The sequence below is a fragment of the Methylococcales bacterium genome (genome assembly GCA_030949405.1).
GTDB lineage: Bacteria > Pseudomonadota > Gammaproteobacteria > Methylococcales > Methylomonadaceae > WTBX01.
The window spans coordinates 375,219-392,539 of sequence record JAUZSN010000002.1 but is presented as its reverse complement, the minus strand read 5'-3'; the positions used below and the strand labels follow the sequence as shown (position 1 = coordinate 392,539).

The 17,321-nt window shown below is 38.6% G+C and carries 23 protein-coding genes and 1 other RNA gene; 11 read left to right on the top strand and 13 right to left on the bottom strand.

The window, feature by feature from the left end; genetic code table 11:
• Nucleotides 1–317: 317 nt before the first annotated feature.
• From Q9M50_02175 to Q9M50_02165, 3 genes are all read left to right on the top strand, one after another.
• Nucleotides 318–761 carry a hypothetical protein gene (locus Q9M50_02175; GenBank protein ID MDQ7089439.1) on the top strand — a complete coding sequence of 148 codons (444 nt, stop codon included), beginning with the start codon at nt 318–320 and terminating at the stop codon, nt 759–761.
• Nucleotides 762–879: 118 nt separating this feature from the next.
• Entirely contained in the window at nt 880–1,110 is a 231-nt protein-coding gene (locus tag Q9M50_02170) for a hypothetical protein (protein MDQ7089438.1), read from the top strand.
• A gap of 47 nt (nt 1,111–1,157) precedes the next feature.
• Complete coding sequence (locus Q9M50_02165; GenBank protein MDQ7089437.1) at nt 1,158–1,292, top strand: hypothetical protein; 135 nt, start codon at nt 1,158–1,160, stop codon at nt 1,290–1,292.
• A gap of 126 nt (nt 1,293–1,418) precedes the next feature.
• On the opposite strand, the gene Q9M50_02160 is transcribed toward Q9M50_02165, so the two are convergent.
• Complete coding sequence (locus Q9M50_02160) at nt 1,419–1,550, bottom strand: hypothetical protein (GenBank protein MDQ7089436.1); 132 nt, start codon at nt 1,548–1,550, stop codon at nt 1,419–1,421.
• 56 nt (nt 1,551–1,606) lie between these two features.
• Nucleotides 1,607–2,161: a DUF1439 domain-containing protein gene (locus tag Q9M50_02155; protein ID MDQ7089435.1), complete on the bottom strand. Its 555-nt coding sequence runs from the start codon at nt 2,159–2,161 to the stop codon at nt 1,607–1,609.
• 608 nt (nt 2,162–2,769) lie between these two features.
• On the opposite strand from Q9M50_02155, the gene ltrA reads away from it, so the two are divergent.
• Nucleotides 2,770–4,020 carry a group II intron reverse transcriptase/maturase gene (ltrA, locus tag Q9M50_02150; GenBank protein MDQ7089434.1) on the top strand — a complete coding sequence of 417 codons (1,251 nt, stop codon included), beginning with the start codon at nt 2,770–2,772 and terminating at the stop codon, nt 4,018–4,020.
• Nucleotides 4,021–4,154: 134 nt separating this feature from the next.
• Here the strand turns inward: ltrA and Q9M50_02145 are convergent, their stop codons facing one another.
• Nucleotides 4,155–5,870, bottom strand: coding sequence for a transposase (locus Q9M50_02145; GenBank protein ID MDQ7089433.1), 1,716 nt, complete (start codon nt 5,868–5,870; stop codon nt 4,155–4,157).
• A gap of 225 nt (nt 5,871–6,095) precedes the next feature.
• On the opposite strand from Q9M50_02145, the gene Q9M50_02140 reads away from it, so the two are divergent.
• Both Q9M50_02140 and Q9M50_02135 read left to right on the top strand, forming a co-directional pair.
• Nucleotides 6,096–6,950 (top strand): (2Fe-2S)-binding protein, encoded by an 855-nt coding sequence (locus Q9M50_02140; GenBank protein MDQ7089432.1) that lies wholly within the window; start codon nt 6,096–6,098, stop codon nt 6,948–6,950.
• A complete protein-coding gene (locus Q9M50_02135) occupies nt 6,947–8,059 on the top strand; it encodes an FAD-dependent oxidoreductase (protein ID MDQ7089431.1) in 1,113 nt (370 codons plus the stop codon). Before Q9M50_02140 ends, Q9M50_02135 begins: the two co-directional genes overlap by 4 nt.
• A gap of 299 nt (nt 8,060–8,358) precedes the next feature.
• Here Q9M50_02135 and Q9M50_02130 read toward each other — a convergent pair whose 3' ends face one another.
• Nucleotides 8,359–8,598, bottom strand: coding sequence for a hypothetical protein (locus tag Q9M50_02130; protein ID MDQ7089430.1), 240 nt, complete (start codon nt 8,596–8,598; stop codon nt 8,359–8,361).
• Nucleotides 8,595–9,275 (bottom strand): multicopper oxidase domain-containing protein, encoded by a 681-nt coding sequence (locus Q9M50_02125; protein ID MDQ7089429.1) that lies wholly within the window; start codon nt 9,273–9,275, stop codon nt 8,595–8,597. Before Q9M50_02125 ends, Q9M50_02130 begins: the two co-directional genes overlap by 4 nt.
• Before the next feature lie 99 nt (nt 9,276–9,374).
• Between Q9M50_02125 and Q9M50_02120 the strand changes: the two genes are divergently transcribed.
• Nucleotides 9,375–9,641 carry a hypothetical protein gene (locus Q9M50_02120; GenBank protein MDQ7089428.1) on the top strand — a complete coding sequence of 89 codons (267 nt, stop codon included), beginning with the start codon at nt 9,375–9,377 and terminating at the stop codon, nt 9,639–9,641.
• A 24-nt stretch (nt 9,642–9,665) separates the two neighbouring features.
• Here Q9M50_02120 and ssrA read toward each other — a convergent pair.
• Nucleotides 9,666–10,040: a transfer-messenger RNA gene (ssrA, locus tag Q9M50_02115) on the bottom strand.
• Between the two features lie 187 nt (nt 10,041–10,227).
• Between ssrA and Q9M50_02110 the strand changes: the two genes are divergently transcribed.
• Both Q9M50_02110 and Q9M50_02105 read left to right on the top strand, forming a co-directional pair.
• Nucleotides 10,228–10,623 carry a hypothetical protein gene (locus tag Q9M50_02110; protein MDQ7089427.1) on the top strand — a complete coding sequence of 132 codons (396 nt, stop codon included), beginning with the start codon at nt 10,228–10,230 and terminating at the stop codon, nt 10,621–10,623.
• 129 nt (nt 10,624–10,752) lie between these two features.
• The gene (locus Q9M50_02105; GenBank protein ID MDQ7089426.1) at nt 10,753–11,316 is read left to right on the top strand and encodes a chorismate lyase; all 564 of its coding nucleotides are present in this window, start codon (nt 10,753–10,755) and stop codon (nt 11,314–11,316) included.
• Between the two features lie 37 nt (nt 11,317–11,353).
• Here the strand turns inward: Q9M50_02105 and Q9M50_02100 are convergent, their stop codons facing one another.
• A complete protein-coding gene (locus Q9M50_02100) occupies nt 11,354–12,364 on the bottom strand; it encodes an SPFH domain-containing protein (GenBank protein ID MDQ7089425.1) in 1,011 nt (336 codons plus the stop codon).
• Between the two features lie 25 nt (nt 12,365–12,389).
• Complete coding sequence (locus tag Q9M50_02095; protein ID MDQ7089424.1) at nt 12,390–12,950, bottom strand: hypothetical protein; 561 nt, start codon at nt 12,948–12,950, stop codon at nt 12,390–12,392.
• 100 nt (nt 12,951–13,050) lie between these two features.
• Here Q9M50_02095 and queG point away from each other — a divergent pair, with 100 nt between their 5' ends.
• Nucleotides 13,051–14,103, top strand: a complete 1,053-nt coding sequence (gene queG / locus Q9M50_02090) for a tRNA epoxyqueuosine(34) reductase QueG (protein ID MDQ7089423.1) — start codon at nt 13,051–13,053, stop codon at nt 14,101–14,103.
• Here the strand turns inward: queG and Q9M50_02085 are convergent.
• The 5 genes from Q9M50_02085 to Q9M50_02065 all read right to left on the bottom strand — a co-directional run bounded on the left by Q9M50_02085 (nt 14,089) and on the right by Q9M50_02065 (nt 16,527).
• On the bottom strand, nt 14,089–14,649 hold the full coding sequence (locus Q9M50_02085) for a phosphoribosyltransferase domain-containing protein (GenBank protein ID MDQ7089422.1): 561 nt from the start codon (nt 14,647–14,649) through the stop codon (nt 14,089–14,091). The two genes, queG and Q9M50_02085, sit on opposite strands and share 15 nt — an antisense overlap.
• Nucleotides 14,650–14,794: 145 nt before the next feature.
• A complete protein-coding gene (locus tag Q9M50_02080) occupies nt 14,795–15,025 on the bottom strand; it encodes a VF530 family protein (GenBank protein ID MDQ7089421.1) in 231 nt (76 codons plus the stop codon).
• Nucleotides 15,018–15,296, bottom strand: coding sequence for an RNA-binding protein (locus Q9M50_02075; protein MDQ7089420.1), 279 nt, complete (start codon nt 15,294–15,296; stop codon nt 15,018–15,020). The genes Q9M50_02080 and Q9M50_02075 overlap by 8 nt, the downstream gene beginning before the upstream one ends.
• Nucleotides 15,297–15,600: 304 nt before the next feature.
• On the bottom strand, nt 15,601–15,873 hold the full coding sequence (locus Q9M50_02070; protein ID MDQ7089419.1) for a transposase family protein: 273 nt from the start codon (nt 15,871–15,873) through the stop codon (nt 15,601–15,603).
• A gap of 150 nt (nt 15,874–16,023) precedes the next feature.
• On the bottom strand, nt 16,024–16,527 hold the full coding sequence (locus Q9M50_02065; protein ID MDQ7089418.1) for a transposase family protein: 504 nt from the start codon (nt 16,525–16,527) through the stop codon (nt 16,024–16,026).
• A gap of 200 nt (nt 16,528–16,727) precedes the next feature.
• Between Q9M50_02065 and Q9M50_02060 the strand changes: the two genes are divergently transcribed.
• Nucleotides 16,728–17,120, top strand: a complete 393-nt coding sequence (locus Q9M50_02060) for a hypothetical protein (GenBank protein MDQ7089417.1) — start codon at nt 16,728–16,730, stop codon at nt 17,118–17,120.
• Nucleotides 17,121–17,321: the final 201 nt, after the last annotated feature.

The window sequence follows — 17,321 nt, the reverse complement described above, 5'->3', positions numbered from 1 at the left end:
AAATAGTTCCAAAAAAGAGTGCGTGTTTTTAAAATCACACCCTGCTGCCAAAAAACATGTAAAACTAAACCTAAAATAGGCTTATCAAGTTTCTTAAGGCGAAATATAAACTCCCGCCAACTCAGTTTTTTAATGGATCCATTATTAATAATAGTTACCATCATACAATGACGAAAAATACGATCTAAATAGGTTTTAGAATCATAAAGTTGCCAATTAGCATCAATATATTGTATCTACTTTAAATCTCAGGGTAAAGATAAAATTTCTAAAATAGATTTGACAACATATCATAAAAGAACGAACAGTTACATACTTTGAATATCCACGACCTACAGGCTGAAACTAACGCCATTTATCAAGCAATCGCTCAAATGGAAAGTAGCGAAGCGCAGGATATTGTCAAAAAAATATTCAATCTTATTGAACGCTTAGCCAGTGATAAATTGTCTTTAGAAACTGAATTACAGCAACTTCGTGACGAGGTTAATCGCTTGAAAGGTGAGCAGGGAAAGCCTGATATCAAACCCAATAAAAATAATAAGGGTGATGATATTTCATCCGAAGACGAACGTAAAAAAGCACAAGTTGACGCGCAAAAAGAAACTAATAACGACACTGAAAATACGGACTCGGATAAGAAAAAACGCCGCCGTAAACCCAAGATCCCACGAGTTAAAATCGACCAAACGCTAAAATGCCTACTCGACAAAACTGGCTTGCCTAGCGACTTAGTATCTAAAGGCTTTTTCGTAGCTTAATTCCCATGCTTAAGTCTCAGGAAAAAAGCGAGCTTTATCGCAGCGGTATTCTCAACAGTGATACGGTCATATTGATGATACCAGTGCGCGAGTCAACGGTGATAACCACTATTGTCAGGTGGTCTGCAATGACTTGTTTACCGCTTATTTCACCCCTAAAAACAAAGACCGTTTATCGGTTCTGGACGTGCTGACCGATTATGCGCCACGCCATTATATCTACAATCAACAAGCTCAATCCTTGCTTGACGAGTTCAAGTTAGCTGATAAAGCGCGGGTAAAAGTTGATGCTCAAATACCTGTCAATACAGTGATGAATCAAGAAGACAAGCGCGTGCGCGAGACATAAGCTTCCAGACTCGAAATGAGAAAGGCACGAAAATCAAAGACAGTTTTATGAGTCTTGCTGAAACGGCTAAAAAACTAGCCGTGAGTTTTTATGATTATGTTTATGACCGAGTTAGTGGTGAATTCAAAATGCCGTCTATGGCGAATCTTATCGCTCAAAAAGCGCAAAGTTTGCAGGTCTGATATTTGTTTTACCCTGAAATTTAAAGTAGATACGTTTTCAGGGTGAAACCAGCATTCATGTACACCATATTATAAGACGGTGTGACGGTGGTGGCGATGCTTTGAGCAATCTTGTAATGCTACATCCTAACTGTCATCGTCAAGTCCATTACTTGATGAACCTCGATGCAGATACGAATTTTGTATCGGCACATTTAACGGCTGGCTCTGGATAACGGGGCTTAGTAAGGCTTGAGCCGTGTGCGGTGAAAGTCGCACGCACGGTTCTTAGAGGGCTTCCCCGCCGCGAGGTGGGGCGGCTACTCGACTTATGTTTAAATTCCAAGTATAACCACCAATTCTTGATTCTCAATACTCACATTCTTAAGTACCATTTTTGCTAGTACTTGTTTTGTATCAGTTACACGCAAAGTGTAAATAGGATGGTTTTTATAATATGCAGCTAAAGCTTTTGTAAGGGCTTTATTGGTCTTATCTGTATATTTAGGAGGAATACCCTGAATAGTTAAATGCTCAACAATCGGTTCTGTAAGAAAAAATTGACCCTTCTCAGCTAAATAGACAACTTTCCCAGATACATCTAGTATACCGGCAAGAGACTTAGAACTTTTGTTGATATTGATATTAAATACTACATCTAATCCTGCATCCACTCTGCTAGAACCATTTTCAAGATGAACTCTAGGATTTTTAAGTGTTACTTGAATGATAAACAAATAGGTTTTCGTTAGCGGTAGTTTTGCCTCAAGTTTACTCTGCATGTCGGACTCAGAAAGCCTAACGACGTATTCTTTGCCAGAAAAATAGTAATAAGAACCTGCTAACAGAGCAATAAATACGATAATTGTAACTAACGCTATTTTTTTCATATTTTCCACTTGAACATAACGCCAAAATCAGCGCGCAGCTAAAAGTGGCAGGGCTTTTGCGTCAGCAAAAGGCAGTGTGCCTAGCATGGGCTAAAACTTGCTACCTGTAAAGAGGTAGTCGGGGAATGTAACGACAACCGTAGCGAAACGCAAGGGGGAAACCGTGAGGTCAGCCTGAAAGCAGCGCGTAGCAAATGCACGACCGTAGGAACACGAACAAGCAGTGAGGCAGGGTGTGGGCGATAAGTGTGCTGTTAAACACAAAATCCAACTGTTACCGAAAGACACATCAAGTAAAGCTTGGCGGCGCGGGCGGAAAGTTTTAGCAATTACCTAGGGAGGTCTTTGATATGAGAATATCGAAGAAGTCAGCAGATGCCATAGTAGTGTCGAAGCCGCTGTAATGGCGGTGGAGCGAAGGGCTGAAGAATCTAGTTCATTAATCCAAACGAGGCGAATCGGAAGCGAGCAGTACTTTGAAACAGGCAGGCGTTGTTGCGTGCAATAAACTACCTAACTGGTGGGAAATTCAGTATCAAAGTGGATTCTTTGAGAAATAAATTCCATGGGGTGCAAGCGAAGATAATCGGTGAAAAAGGAGAAAGAAAATGACGAACAAGTGTTTGATGGCGAGAATGTTCAATTGGTTAAGTTTTGGCATCGCTTTTGAGGCGGTTAAACGCAATAAAGGCGCGGCAGGAATTGACAGGAAGAGCATTCTTGAGACTGTGCAGCATTGGGAGCAATATGGAACGCAAATCGAAGAAAAGTTAATCGAGGGAACGTATGTTCCAAGTCCTGTTTTGGGCGTGATGATTCCAAAACCAAATGGGGGCGAACGGCTGTTGGGGATTCCTACGGTGCAAGACCGTGTGATTCAGCAAGCGATACAGCAAGAATTAACCACGATTTTTGATAGCGGTTTTAGTGACTCAAGTTACGGTTATCGACCGTTTCGGAGTACGCATGATGCGGTGAAACAAGCGCAAGCCTTTGTCAAACAAGGTAAAACTTGGGTGATCGATATAGACATTAGCAAATTTTTCGATGAAGTAAATCACGATATTTTACTGCATCAAATGAGTCAGAAAGTTGATGAGCCAGAAGTTTTGGCTATTATTAGAAAATACCTGAAAACAGGCATCATGCTGAATGGCAATGTAGAGCGACGAAGCAAGGGCGTGCCGCAAGGCAGTCCGCTTAGTCCTCTGTTAGCGAATATTTATTTAGACCCACTGGACAAAGAACTGGAAACGCGCGGGTTGAGTTTTTGCCGTTATGCGGACGATGTGAGTATTTATGTCGGTAGCGAAAGAAGCGCGAAACGCGTCTTGGAAAGTCTCACTCAATGGATAGAAAAGCACCTAAAACTCAGTGTCAATCAAGATAAAAGTGGAACAGGACGACCTTGGAACGGACAATATTTAGGCTTTCGGATTAACGAAAACGCCGAAATAGAAATCTCACCTAAGAGTATCGAAAGATACAAAGGAAAAGTGCGCCAACTTTGGGATGCACAGCAAAGTCGAACCAGTAAACAACTGGTGAAGCAATGGAGACAATACAGCATTGGCTGGTGGAATTATTTTAAACTGGCTGAAAATCTTTGGAATATCAAAAGGTTGCAAGGCTGGACACGCCGCCACATGCGAAAATGTTTCTGGTTACGCTGGCATAAAAAGAAAGGCAGACTGAATGCTTTACGCCGCCTAGGTGCAACGCCTAGAGTGCAGAAAATCGCGGGCAGTTCACGCGGTGCATGGCGGATAGCAAAAAGTCATGCTTTGCACAGAGTATTAAGCAATTCCACTTTAAGACGTTATGGGTTATTTGCGCCCTCGGATCTTGCAGTAACTTAGGTTGCTGGATTCAACCGCCGTATGCGGAAAACCGCATGTACGGTGGTGTGGGAGAGGTAACGGGCGCAATCCCGTTACCCCGACCCGATTGACGCTTTTAGGTATCTACTTTAAATTTCAGGGTAAAACAAATATCAGACCTGCAAACTTTGCGCTTTTTGAGCGATAAGATTCGCCATAGACGGCATTTTGAATTCACCACTAACTCGGTCATAAACATAATCATAAAAACTCACGGCTAGTTTTTTAGCCGTTTCAGCAAGACTCATAAAACTGTCTTTGATTTTCGTGCCTTTCTCATTTCGAGTCTGGAAGCTTATGTCTCGCGCACGCGCTTGTCTTCTTGCGCCGAGTTCGGCTGCATTGTTATGTAATGGTAATTTCGGAAGTTCCAAAACTCGCAATAATTCGGTCTTTTTCGCCAGTGTTTTGGCGATGCGGTCATTGAGGTCTTCATAATCGCTTGTGGTTGCAAACAATTCATCAAATCGCGTTAACAACCATGCCTTTTTATCGGGGCAGGGATTTTTTTGATAGTTAAGCAACTCCTTATAATACTCCCAATAGAGCCCTCGAAAATCGGCTAATGCTTGCTGATGTATTTCCAGAATTGGACGGAGTTTTTTGTAGTGGCGAGCATCGTGAATCCAGCATAACCCCAAATGTTCCGTCAGTAATTTGAATTGCGGCGCATCGTCTGCAAGCAAGGTTTCAATAACAGGAAAATCCGTTTGTTGCTGATAATAGGCAATGGCGCAAGCTTCGGTGACATGCGTTGCCTGTCTTACGCCTAAGGTATTTAAGATCGCTAAGTGCAACTTAAATTGCGCTTCATTCATCACTGTATTGACAGGTATTTGAGCATCAACTTTTGCCCGTGCTTTATCAGCTAACTTGAACTCGTCAAGCAAGGATTGAGCCTGTTGATTGTAGATATAATGGCGTGGCGCATAATCGGTCAGCACGTCCAGAACCGATAAACGGTTTTTGTGTTTGGTGGTGAAATAAGCGGTAAACAAGTCGTTGCAGACCACCTGACAATAGTGGTTATCACCGTTGACTCGCGCACTGGTATCATCAATCTGCCCGTAATCACTGTTGAGAATACCGCTGCGATAAAGTTCGCTTTTTTCCTGATGCGCCCAGTCATAACCGCCTGTCCATTGCTGAGAAACATAAGTCGGCGAGACCACAATGCCAATATTTTCAAAAAAACCGACCATGGGTTTTTCGGTCACGCCCATCATCTTAAGCATGGGAATCAAGCTACGAATTCCAATACCAAATTCGCCCTGACCTCGAACGCCTTCAGGCAATTGGGCGCGGTAATACTTATTTTCAGAAGGTGAATAAAAAATCTCACGGAGATACTTAATATTATTGGTTTTGATGACAATGTCTTGAATCACCACTTCCGCAAAGCCTTTAGATACTAAGTCGCTAGGCAAGCCAGTTTTGTCGAGTAGGCATTTTAGCGTTTGGTCGATTTTAACTCGTGGGATCTTGGGTTTACGGCGGCGTTTTTTCTTATCCGAGTCCGTATTTTCAGTGTCGTTATTAGTTTCTTTTTGCGCGTCAACTTGTGCTTTTTTACGTTCGTCTTCGGATGAAATATCATCACCCTTATTATTTTTATTGGGTTTGATATCAGGCTTTCCCTGCTCACCTTTCAAGCGATTAACCTCGTCACGAAGTTGCTGTAATTCAGTTTCTAAAGACAATTTATCACTGGCTAAGCGTTCAATAAGATTGAATATTTTTTTGACAATATCCTGCGCTTCGCTACTTTCCATTTGAGCGATTGCTTGATAAATGGCGTTAGTTTCAGCCTGTCGGTCGTGGATATTCAAAGTATGTAAATGTTCGTTCTTTTATGATATGTTGTCAAATCTATTTTAGAAATTTTATCTTTACCCTGAGATTTAAAGTAGATACATTATGTTTATGACCGAGTTAGTGGTGAATTCAAAATGCCGTCTATGGCGAATCTTATCGCTCAAAAAGCGCAAAGTTTGCAGGTCTGATATTTGTTTTACCCTGAAATTTAAAGTAGATACATAAAAGCCTTACTGGATATGAGTACGCTCACGAACCATATCACTGCGCTTCCTAAATTACCTCGGGCTTTATTAGCTTATCAGTATTTAATAAAAGGTCTGGTTTTTCAACAGGAATTGAAACGGGCAGGCATTCCTATTTTAGAGGGAGTCAGTGAATTAAAGGCGTTAGGCGATCAGGATAAAATTAACGCGATTCAATTTAAACATAAAGGTCAACTTAAAACCTTAACCACGGATTTATTATTAACTCATTTTGGGGTTATTCCTCATGTTTCGTTAACACAAGGCGTTGGCTGTGAACATCGTTGGGATAAAAGTCAACAGTGTTGGCGACCTAAACAAGATCAATGGGGTAATACGGGGCTTGATGGCATTTTAATCGCAGGCGATGGCGGGGGAATTAATGGTGCAAAGGCGGCTGAATATGCAGGTCGAATTTCAGCTCTACACGCTGTTTATGCGTTAGGTAAAATAGATAAATCCCAACGAAATAAATTAAGCGTTAGCGCAATAAAAGCGAAAAAACGAGAACGGAGTATTCGACCTTTTTTAGAAGCTTGGTTTGCTATTTCAGATGATTTATTAGTCGCTGATAATGATACGCTGGTGTGTCGTTGTGAAGAAATTACCGCAGGTGATATTCGTCAAGCAATTCGTGAAGGCCATGAAGAAAGCAATCAAGTTAAATTTATTACCCGTTGTGGTATGGGGCCATGCCAAGGGCGGCAATGTGCCAATGCCGTTACCCATATTGTTGCCGCTGAAACAGGAAAGTCGATACACGATGCGGGGAATTATCGTGGAAGGCCACCGATTACACCGATTACATTAGGGCAATTAGCCGAATTACAGTCAAAGGAAACGCTATGAATACCGATGTATTAATTATAGGCGGGGGCTTAATCGGGTCATCTATTGCGTTGCAACTCGCATTGCGAGGGACACGGGTTATTGTTATCGAAAAAGAAAGTTCAGGTCGCCACGCATCGGGCGTTAATGCGGGCGGCTTACGTCAACTTAATCGGGATGTCGCTGAAATTCCGTTAACCGTGGAAGCAGCAAAACTATGGCGTAATATTGAAGAACTGGTTGATTCTGATTGTGATACCTGTTTTCCCGGTCAAATACGCGTTGCTGAAAATGATGCCGATTTAAAAAAATTACAACAACGACAGGCTTTAGTGGCTTCATTAGGCTATCAGCATGAGGAAATGATTTCCAAAGATGAACTTTATGACTATGTTCCCGCCCTATCACCTCATTGCGTGGGCGCACTTGTTTGTCGTGAAGATGGTTACGCCCGTCCTTATCATGCGTTAACCGCCTTTCGTCATAAAGCAGAATCATTAGGAGTCCATTACTCAACCGATAATGAAGTCTATCGGCTTGATAAATTTAATGGGATTTGGCGGGTTCGTAGTCAAAAAGGTGAATTTGAAGCCCCTGTTATTATTAATTGCGCGGGGGCATGGGCGAATCAATTTGCCGCCTCATTAGGGGAAGCGGTGCCATTGACACCACAAACACCAATGATGATGGTGACCGAACGTTTACCTGCTTTTATTAATCCTGTTGTCGGTGCGGCGAGTCGAAAACTTTCGTTTAAACAAATGCAAAATGGAACGCTGGTTATTGGAGGTGTGCATTTAGCGAAACTTAATTTTCAAAAACAAAGCACTGAAATGGATTGGAATAAATTATCCGAAAGTGCGAAAACCGTAATGGCCTTATTTCCACAATTAGAAAAAGTGCGAATTGTACGGGCATGGGCAGGGCTTGAAGGATTTATGCCTGATAATTTACCGATTATTAGTGCGTCAAGTACCGAAGAAGGGATTTATCATGCGTTTGGTTTTTCGGCACATGGCTTTCAATTATCGCCGATTATTGGGAAAATCATGGCACAGCTTATTCTTGATGGAAAGAGTGATTTGCCGGTTGATGCCTTTGCTATTACGCGGTTTAATGAACACCTCTAAGTTTAGAGTCATTCAAATAAAAAAGGTCGAAACACACTGCGGTGCCTCATGGTCATTAAATTTAAAGATAAACTCTTAAAATAAGGGGACTAAGGTTAGGTGGGATAATTTTTTTCATTCCAACAAGCCCTGCTTGCTCGTCAAGCAGAACTTGAAGGTCGAACCTTCCCATAATTTAAAACGCTAACCTTATTTTTTATGTTGTTACAAATCGATTGTTTATTTCACTTGTGAATAAATAGCGTTATCTTTTTTACCCGTAACATTCAAAATACCCCAAGCCCCTCTATCGACACGACTTAAAGCATGGTCAACAAGAATATAGTTTCATAGTTTCCTGGAACATCTAATTGCAACTCAACCATTGTCGCTCCTCCGACAGGAACTAATGTGGTTTGAACATTTTCCAACGGTTTTGATGTAGATGCTTCTGGGTAAACAGAATCAAAAATTTCCCCAATCCAATGAAAAGAAGATATTTTACTCACCCCACCATTCCCCATAAATAAACGAATTCGTTCACCCACTTTCGCAGTCAATTCACCTTTTTCAACCAAGGACGGCCATTAAAAAAGATATATTCAGGTTGTTCATTCAGCATTTTCTTACTATCAAAATCTTGGTAACCTCGTTGCCCTAACATGCCTTTGGTATATAGCTCCCCTTGCATAATATAAAATTCCTTATCCACAGGAGAAAGCCCAGCTTCTGGCTCAACCAATATCATCCCATACATTCCCATTGCAATATGCATGGGCGCATTTCCAGAGGCGCAGTGATAAATAAAAAGACCGGGATTAAGTGCCTTAAACTGCATGGTCTTAGTCTCCCCAGGTTCAACCTCAGTCAATGGCGCACCCCCGCCCGAACCTGTTACGGCATGTAAATCAATGGAGTGATTATGAGTACTGGTTTTATCATTATGCAGGGTTAATTTAATCGTATCGCCAACACGAACTCTTAAAAAAGGACCGGGAACCGTGTTATGAAAAGTCCAGTAATGAAAAGGTATCAGTGGGGCGACATCAGAAATAACTTCTGTTGCCGTCAGCTTTATTTCTACCGTTTGCGAACTATCCCTGTTTAAAGGTGGGGGAAGGTCTGTTGCCGCTTTACTAATATCATCGATTTTTTTGAAATCATCTGGGTTAACTGGTTTATGGACATGATAACCATCACCAGGACAAATTAGGCGGCCAACCACGCTTCTCATCATGATATTTTTGTGGATTATTTATTATGGAAGTTTATGGCGGGGGCAAACAAACTTAATGCCTATACAAACGAACGTGTAAAAGAACGGGGCATTGGATAAATGTATGAATACACTAGCTTATATAAAAAACATATAAAAATTACCACTTTTGCCAAAAATAACAAAGTTTCAAGGCAATTGGTTTATGAAGCAATTAAAGGGCAGGGAACTAGGCGAATTAGGATAGAAATAGCCCTGATAATGCAAAGAAAGCCAAGTGAAATATGGCTTAAAAATAACGAAAAGAGGTTGTGGATGACTATTTTTATACGAAGTCTGCCAAAAACAGCCACATTCACAGCCATTTTTAAAACCAAAATTGATTAAATCCTTTTAAATCAATTGGTTAATTGGTGGAGGCGGCGGGAATTGAACCCGCGTCCGCAAGCACTCTGCCATAAGCTCTACATGTTTATCTCGCGCTTTGATTTAACTGATTGTTACCCGACGAGCCAAGAAAATAATCAGCGATTTCGATTGGATTTAACGCTTCCAGCTCCGAACTAAGCCTTGCCGCGATCTTATGTAGATGACCTCTGGATGTTCGTGAGAACCCGCACGCATAAGCACATACGGCCAAAGGAATGGAAGCAGTGTTTAAGCTGCTAAAGCCATTGAGTAGTTTTCGTCATTTGCGAATACTTAATTTCAGTAGGTTTTACAAGCGGTACTGTGCTTGACATGCACTCAAGGTTTTGCTACCCGCGTCGAAGCCAAGTCGCCCCCTTAAATGGAACCTTTAGAGTATACTCCAATTAACCCATAACCGCTATTGAAAAATAAAAATACGCGGTGGATTACGTTAAATTTTATCAACAATCCATTTTAACCCCCACTTTTAAATTCATAAAATGCGATTAATTGCTATAATCTGGTTGGTGTACTCTCATAAATTAAATGAAGGATTGAAATTATGAAAAAATCTAAAATATTATTGCCTTTACTGGCCTTGTTAATGAGCGCGTCTTTTGCTCAAGCCGCAGAGGATATTAAACTTGAAGACAATTCGTCTATCCTTGGAAAATGGAAGTTAAACTACGAATCACCCGCACTGCATAAAGAAAAGAAAAAGGTGAATATTCGTTGGAATTTTAAAAAGGATGGAACCATATTGACATCTGCAACAGATACCCGTTCCAGAACAGGTAAAATGTCAATTAAACTTAAATACAGCGTGGAAGAGGGCGTTATTAAAAAGCAAAGCACACCAGGACGTGAAAAATATGAAACATGTCGGGTTGTTCAGCAAGAAAAAAACAGCATGGTTTTAAAATGTAAATATTTGTTTTTCTTTTTAGAAAGAGAATAGACTTCCATTCTGGTCAGCTTTCACTTAAATTTTGTGGAAGCTGGTTTTCCCCTTTAAATCATCGTTATCAAGCGATGACCTATCTAAAGTTGGCGGGGAAATTTTTATTGATTAAGCTGAGATTTAATTTTGCGAACAAACAGTTTTCTATTTAACGATGAACCCAACTGGAAACCCAATCATTCACAGATACGTCAACAATTACCCTTAAAGGTACAATCTTGGGCCTATGAAGCTCACTCACTCACCCAACGACTCCGCTGTTTTTATGGTGATGCGGTGAAAGTGAAAATTTTATTTCATCAATGGAAAACGCCTTTTTTAAGTGAAGCGCAACACTTACATTTACGCTATCCGCGTTACAGTTTGATTCGAGAAGTCTTGCTTTATGCCGATGATAAACCTTTAATTTTAGCGCGAACTATTTTACCTAAACGTACGATTCAAATAGCTAAACGTAATTTATCCCATTTAGGGACGCGTCCATTAGGCGAGGTTATTTTTTCTTATCCTCATTTAGAGCGTTTAGATATGAATATTTGCTGTATAAAAACTAAACTTTGGAGTGAGGCATTACAACAGCAATTGACGCTTGAGCCTGTTATTTACGGACGACGAACGGTTTATGCCATTCAGCAACAGCCTTTATTAGTGAGTGAGTTTTTTTTGCCCGATGCGTTGAGATGTCTATAAGCGGTAAATAGTCCTTAATTTACATCCTTTCTCCTGCTTAAAAGTCTTCTAAAATTTGCTGTTTTTTAGCTTTATATTCATCTTCGGTAATTAATTCGGCGGTCACCATTTTTTTTAATTTTTCAAGTTTTATCATAGAATCATCCAGAACAGGCGTTGTATAGTATTGTTGAGAATGAAATTTCTGGGCGACCGATTCACCTAAACCAATATCTGCCCCTAAACCTACCCCCATTCCAGCCAACCCCGTTTCATTACGCGCCGCATCACGAAGATCTTCTAACTGTAAAATGCTTGCATAATCTAAGCTTACCAATTCTGCCGCGTGAGCTTCTTCGGCTATCTCCGCAATACGATTAATTTGCTTTAACGTTTTATCATCAAAACTGGTTCCTTCAATATAAAAATCCGTTATTTTAAAGCCTAATTTTGCAAAAGTCTCAATGAGTTTATGACTTAATTCTTTGGCAATTTCAGTATGATTGGCATCAATATCCGTATAACTAAAACGACTTTCCGCCAAAAAATTTGAAATAGGATAAATGATTCGTGAGGCTATCATTGCTTTAAAATCATCGGTAAAAAAATCACTGTGTATCCCGATAATGTACGTAAAAAAATTATTAGGATCTGTAATGCGGTAGCTATAATTTCCAAAAGCATGTAATCCAATAGGAATTTTATACTGAGGATCTTTATAGTTAATTACAGATGTTGTTCCCCATTTTTGATTTAATAGCGTACTGGTTTTAAAAAAATAAAGGCCCACGTCATGCTCACTTTCAAAAAATTGCATAAAGTGATTAATCGTTGTCCAAAAGGAGAGGTTATCTTGTTGTAAGTCAACATGACACGGTTGAGTCATCACCGCTTTTACGTTTCCTTTATAAACAAAAATACAGCCTTGTCCCGAACTAATAATGAGTTTGGTGGCCTTTTTAATTTCATCGCCCCGATCAGTCCATTGGCTAAAAAGACTCTCAGGATGTGGGTTTTTCCATTCAATAACAGAACGAATTTGTTGTTTAGTGCTATTAAAAGGGTCCATAAAAATCCTTGTTTATAAAAATAACTTAATGTAATAAATGACTTGTATTTGCAGGATTTTGCATAAAAAAAGAATCGGCTATGACAATATCCCAGTTTGCTTGACGAGCAGCGATTTGTAACATATTGGTTAAAGCCATAAGTAATTCTTCGTTTAAGGCAAGTTTTATGCTTTGTTTATTGGTGCAGGTTAACTCTAAAGCCATTGAGTCTTGATTATAATTTAAAAGGTCACACCGATTAATTAAAAAAACTTGCTCACTATAAATGGGTTTTCTAGGTTGATATTTGGTTGCAAAATCTAAATTTTTACTGAGCGTATTTTTAGACAGTTCGGGTGTAATCTGTGACTCTAATTGCAAACTTTTATTAGTGGGTAATTTATGATCCATCGTTGTATTTTTTAATGAGGTTTTATTGAGTAATGTCGCTAATGATTGGGCAATACGACGTGTTAGCCACGCATTAAGTTCACAATCATTAGAGAGTCCAATTTTAAATAACAACCTATCTTCGGCTGTATTATAATTAATACTAAGTTGCTGAATACCCGCATCTTTTAGTTTAGTTTGGTCTTGAGTGGCCATGATTTTATTTCTTCCTTTTATTTTTATAACATTACTTGCTTTATTATGACATTGTTTATTGTTATTAGCGGTATTTATTAGCTTACGGCGGCACTTTATGATGATTGAAACTACAGACGAATTTGAGTCGCTGACCTTATTAATTAAACAATGGGGACATGCTTTAGGATTTCAGCAAATAGGGATTAGCGATATAGATTTATCAACGGCTGAAAAGCATTTGCAGCAATGGTTGGCCAACGAGTTTCAGGGTGAAATGGGTTATATGAGTAAACACGGCTTAAAGCGGAGTCGCCCTGCCTTATTGGAATCAGGAACCCAGCGGATTATTTCGGTACGGATGGATTATTTACCTGAAAACCCAAAAATGATACAGCATCACTTAAACCAACCGCTAACGGCCTTTATTTCACGCTATGCGTTAGGACGCGATTATCATAAATTGTTACGCCAGCGTTTACAAAAATTAGCCACTCAAATAGAGGCGAAAATAGGCCCTTTTGGTTATCGTGCCTTTGTTGACAGTGCGCCTGTCTTAGAAAAGGCCATTGCGGAAAAAGCAGGCCTCGGTTGGATTGGAAAGCATTCTAATTTAATTAACCGTCAAGCAGGTTCATGGTTTTTTTTAGGTGAAATCTATACCGACTTACCGTTACCTGTTGATAGCAAAGTCAGTTCACATTGTGGTCATTGTGTTGCCTGTCTTGATATTTGTCCGACTCAAGCCATTATTGCGCCTTATCAAGTGGATGCACGGCGTTGTGTTTCTTATTTAACCATTGAATTAAAGGGATCTATTCCTGAAAAATTACGCCCTTTAATCGGTAATCGTATTTATGGGTGTGATGATTGTCAGCTTATTTGTCCTTGGAATCGTTTTGCAAAATTATCCTCAGAAGCCGATTTTAATCCCCGTCATAATCTAAATAGTTTGCAACTCGTTGAGGCGTTTAGCTGGAGCGAAACCGAATTTTTAAAAAAAATGGAAGGCTCGGCGATTCGGCGTATTGGCTATCAACATTGGTTGCGTAATATTGCGGTTGCGTTAGGCAATGCTAAACCGTCGATGATAACTAAAGCGGCCTTGTTAGAGAAACAACATCATTCTGAATTAGTGAGCGAACATGTGCAATGGGCTTTAATGCGGCAATGAGGCTTCCTCTAAAGAATATAAATATTTAACCTCACGATCCCAATTCGTTTTTACTTGAGGCAATTTAGACTCGGGTGTTTCAACTAAAATAAAAGTCCCTATATCCACCACGTCAACCCCATGCTGTTGGAAACATTCCATTGCGTTAATCAACGTATTTCCTGTTGTAATTTCATCTTCAATAATAATAATACGATCATTAGGTTTCAAACCGTAGATGAAATGGTTGGGGCGTTCAGAATGAGGTTCCGTGAAGGTCATTTCATGTTCGCGTTTACATCTTACGCGATAAGAGCCAATTAAAGGGAGGTCACAAACCATTGAAACCGCAAAGGCTGGAATTAACCCGCCTTCTGCAAAGCCGACAATATAATCAGCATTTGATGTGTCTAAGAGTTTGACTAATTTTTTAGCTTCTTTGAACAGTTCTTCGGATGACAAGGGGATGAACCGTCCATCCCAAGGGTGAACGATTTTCCATTTTTTTTTATCATTATTGCAGCGTTCGGTTAATTCAAAGCGATTGTTATTAGTTATGTTTTTCATCGAAGGGGAAGGTTTTTTAGAATAAATGAGGGCTATGGGTTATAACGGCTACCAACTTAAGGCGGGACAGTTTTAAATCCCCAATATTTACAAAGTGAGGAAAATCAACAATCGTGCAGTAGTTGATTTTACTGGATGTCCCGTCTTAAGTTGGTAGCCCCCATTTATTATGTAAATAAAGCTCCTCAACTTTTTGCCGAGCCCACGGAGTTTTGCGTAAAAACTTAAGACTCGAATTAATACTGGGATTATTGGAAAAACATTTAATATTAATACGATTAGCCAATTCTTCCCAGCCATATTCCTCCATGAGCTGGGTAACAATGGTTTTTAATGTCACGCCGTGCAGTGGGTCTTGAACAGACTTATCACGCATCGTCTTTTATTTTAGCCGTATTTTTGTTGGAAACAGGTTCTGCTTTTTTCACACGAATTTTGCTTCCCTCAAGTTCTTTATTGTTAATATTTTTTATCGCCGCTTTTGCTTCACCCACTTTAGGCATTTCGATAAAACCAAAACATTTAGATTGCCTCGTGTCTTTGTCCATAACTAAAGAGCAGGATTGTACGGTGCCATACGCTTCAAAAATGTCTCTAAGTACGTTTTCTGTCGTAGTACGTGCAAGGTTTCGTATTAATAATTTCATGATATTGCCTTAAGGGTAATGCGCTATAAACGGTTCTGTAATTTTCATTTATAACTCGATATAATTGGTTGAAAGCATAACAAATAAAGGGGTTGAACGCTATATTTTAATATAAATGTTTCTTGTCTTTCGTGCTTTTAAACCATCGGTTCTACGGGGTTAGCTTATTGTCTTTCAAGTTCTGGCTTAGCTTACTAAGTAAAGCTAGAAACGGGATAAAACACAACACTCAACTTATGTGAGTAAGTTTAGGTAAGCTTTAAAGAACAGGTGTTATATAATAGACTTGTTCTTTAAGAAGAAGTTAATATATCATGTTAAAATTCCATAGGATAGCCGCTAAAAAAGAAAATAAATCTTTTACACCTTCTTTTTTATTTCTAAACTTGTCAACTAGGCATCTATATCTTTTCATTCCACCGATTACATGCTCAACAATGACTCTTTCACGACTCATCTCTTTGTTTTCTTTTTTTTGATTTTCTGTTAATGTTGGGTTTGGATTATGCTTAGATTTATTTGGTTTTTTATGAGGAATATTTACCGAATTAGTTTTATATTCATTATTAAACCCCAAATAACCTAAATCAATAAATATATTAAAATTACTAAACCAATTTAATTCTGGATTAAATTCTTTTTAAACATTCCATAATCATGATTTTTACCTGGAAAACTAACCCCAATATATAAAATTAAATGACCTAAAGAAGCTATAGTGGTATTTTTAATTGTATGCTGTTTTTTTACCACTGTAAAATTCATTTTGTTCTTCATAGTCACTAGGGCGTTGTACAGCACGCTCTGTAGCATCTATTATCAATGTTTGAACTCCGCCAAAAGCCTGCTGCATTTCTTCAGGGGTTGAAAAACTTGTTGCAGGTAAAACATTAAATATATCTAACGTCTTTATTAAAATTGGAAATAATTTGTATACATGAGTATGGGCGCATGATTTATTCATATTAAAAGAAAACCCTAAGTGATCGAAAGTAGAATAGCACTTCATATAATTTAATATAAATAATAATTTGTCTGCGGGTGTTTTTAATGTGCTATCTAAACCACTACCGTATTTTCTTTCTTTATTTTCATGTTTTTCTTTTTGATCTTCAATAAGGGTCTTTTCAAATAGAGATAATAGTAAAATAAAATGTTCTGTTTTTAATCCTGTTAAAGCTCTTAACTGTCTATCATCATAAATTCTTGGTAAAATTTCTTTTATTTTCATGTTATACTTTGATTTTTATTTTTTATAGAAATTTATTATAAAGCTTATTTATTATTTTTAATAATTTAATTTAAAGTTTATTTATTAGGCTGTATCAACTGATTGTGAATGTTATCAAGTATATATAAGCAATTGATTTTAATATATTTTATTTAGAAGAACAAGTCTAATGTTATCTTAATATTAATTAAATAAACAAAATGAAAAAAATAACTGTAGCTGCAATTTTATCAAGTGCTTTACTTATCAGCGGTCATGTCTCTGCCGAAAGTACATCACTAACCAATCAAAATATTCAGGGTTCATGGGCTTTGGAATACACTAAAAAATCTGAGGACGCAGAAAAAACAGTAAAACGGGAAGATACATGGATCTTCAAAAATGATGGTAAAGTTACCATTACACATATTGCTCGAGAAGGGGGTTATTATGACCAATCACCTGTAAATTATGAAATTGAAGCGGGTAAATTAAAAATTTCTATTTTAGGCAGAGCAGGAAAATTTGATAAATTCACTTTGGTCAAAAAAGAAGATAAAATTATGATATTGAAAGCTAGATTTGGCGATATTTATCAATTTATAAAGAAATAAATTTAAAATTAATTCGTTTGTGTTGAGTTATAAACGTAATGTTGCCAAATAGACTGCATTAAAAAAATAGCTCAATACTTACGTATTTTGTGAGTTACTCGCTACATTCCACATCAACATCGAAACTCTATAAATAAGCCGCTAAAAAATGACGCTTCAGTCTATCTAATGATCTAATAACCCCTTATTCCTAAGCTGGGT

What these genes read in the sequence shown, in the direction of transcription:
- Q9M50_02165 (MDQ7089437.1), top strand. Translation starts at nt 1,158, where the DNA reads ATGAGTCTTGCTGAAACGGCTAAAAAACTAGCCGTGAGTTTTTATGAT.
- Q9M50_02155 (MDQ7089435.1), bottom strand. Translation starts at nt 2,161, where the DNA reads ATGAAAAAAATAGCGTTAGTTACAATTATCGTATTTATTGCTCTGTTA.
- ltrA (MDQ7089434.1), top strand. Translation starts at nt 2,770, where the DNA reads ATGACGAACAAGTGTTTGATGGCGAGAATGTTCAATTGGTTAAGTTTT.
- Q9M50_02140 (MDQ7089432.1), top strand. Translation starts at nt 6,096, where the DNA reads ATGAGTACGCTCACGAACCATATCACTGCGCTTCCTAAATTACCTCGG.
- Q9M50_02135 (MDQ7089431.1), top strand. Translation starts at nt 6,947, where the DNA reads ATGAATACCGATGTATTAATTATAGGCGGGGGCTTAATCGGGTCATCT.
- Q9M50_02125 (MDQ7089429.1), bottom strand. Translation starts at nt 9,275, where the DNA reads ATGATGAGAAGCGTGGTTGGCCGCCTAATTTGTCCTGGTGATGGTTAT.
- Q9M50_02120 (MDQ7089428.1), top strand. Translation starts at nt 9,375, where the DNA reads ATGTATGAATACACTAGCTTATATAAAAAACATATAAAAATTACCACT.
- Q9M50_02110 (MDQ7089427.1), top strand. Translation starts at nt 10,228, where the DNA reads ATGAAAAAATCTAAAATATTATTGCCTTTACTGGCCTTGTTAATGAGC.
- Q9M50_02100 (MDQ7089425.1), bottom strand. Translation starts at nt 12,364, where the DNA reads ATGGACCCTTTTAATAGCACTAAACAACAAATTCGTTCTGTTATTGAA.
- Q9M50_02095 (MDQ7089424.1), bottom strand. Translation starts at nt 12,950, where the DNA reads ATGGCCACTCAAGACCAAACTAAACTAAAAGATGCGGGTATTCAGCAA.
- queG (MDQ7089423.1), top strand. Translation starts at nt 13,051, where the DNA reads ATGATTGAAACTACAGACGAATTTGAGTCGCTGACCTTATTAATTAAA.
- Q9M50_02085 (MDQ7089422.1), bottom strand. Translation starts at nt 14,649, where the DNA reads ATGAAAAACATAACTAATAACAATCGCTTTGAATTAACCGAACGCTGC.
- Q9M50_02080 (MDQ7089421.1), bottom strand. Translation starts at nt 15,025, where the DNA reads ATGCGTGATAAGTCTGTTCAAGACCCACTGCACGGCGTGACATTAAAA.
- Q9M50_02075 (MDQ7089420.1), bottom strand. Translation starts at nt 15,296, where the DNA reads ATGAAATTATTAATACGAAACCTTGCACGTACTACGACAGAAAACGTA.
- Q9M50_02065 (MDQ7089418.1), bottom strand. Translation starts at nt 16,527, where the DNA reads ATGAAAATAAAAGAAATTTTACCAAGAATTTATGATGATAGACAGTTA.
- Q9M50_02060 (MDQ7089417.1), top strand. Translation starts at nt 16,728, where the DNA reads ATGAAAAAAATAACTGTAGCTGCAATTTTATCAAGTGCTTTACTTATC.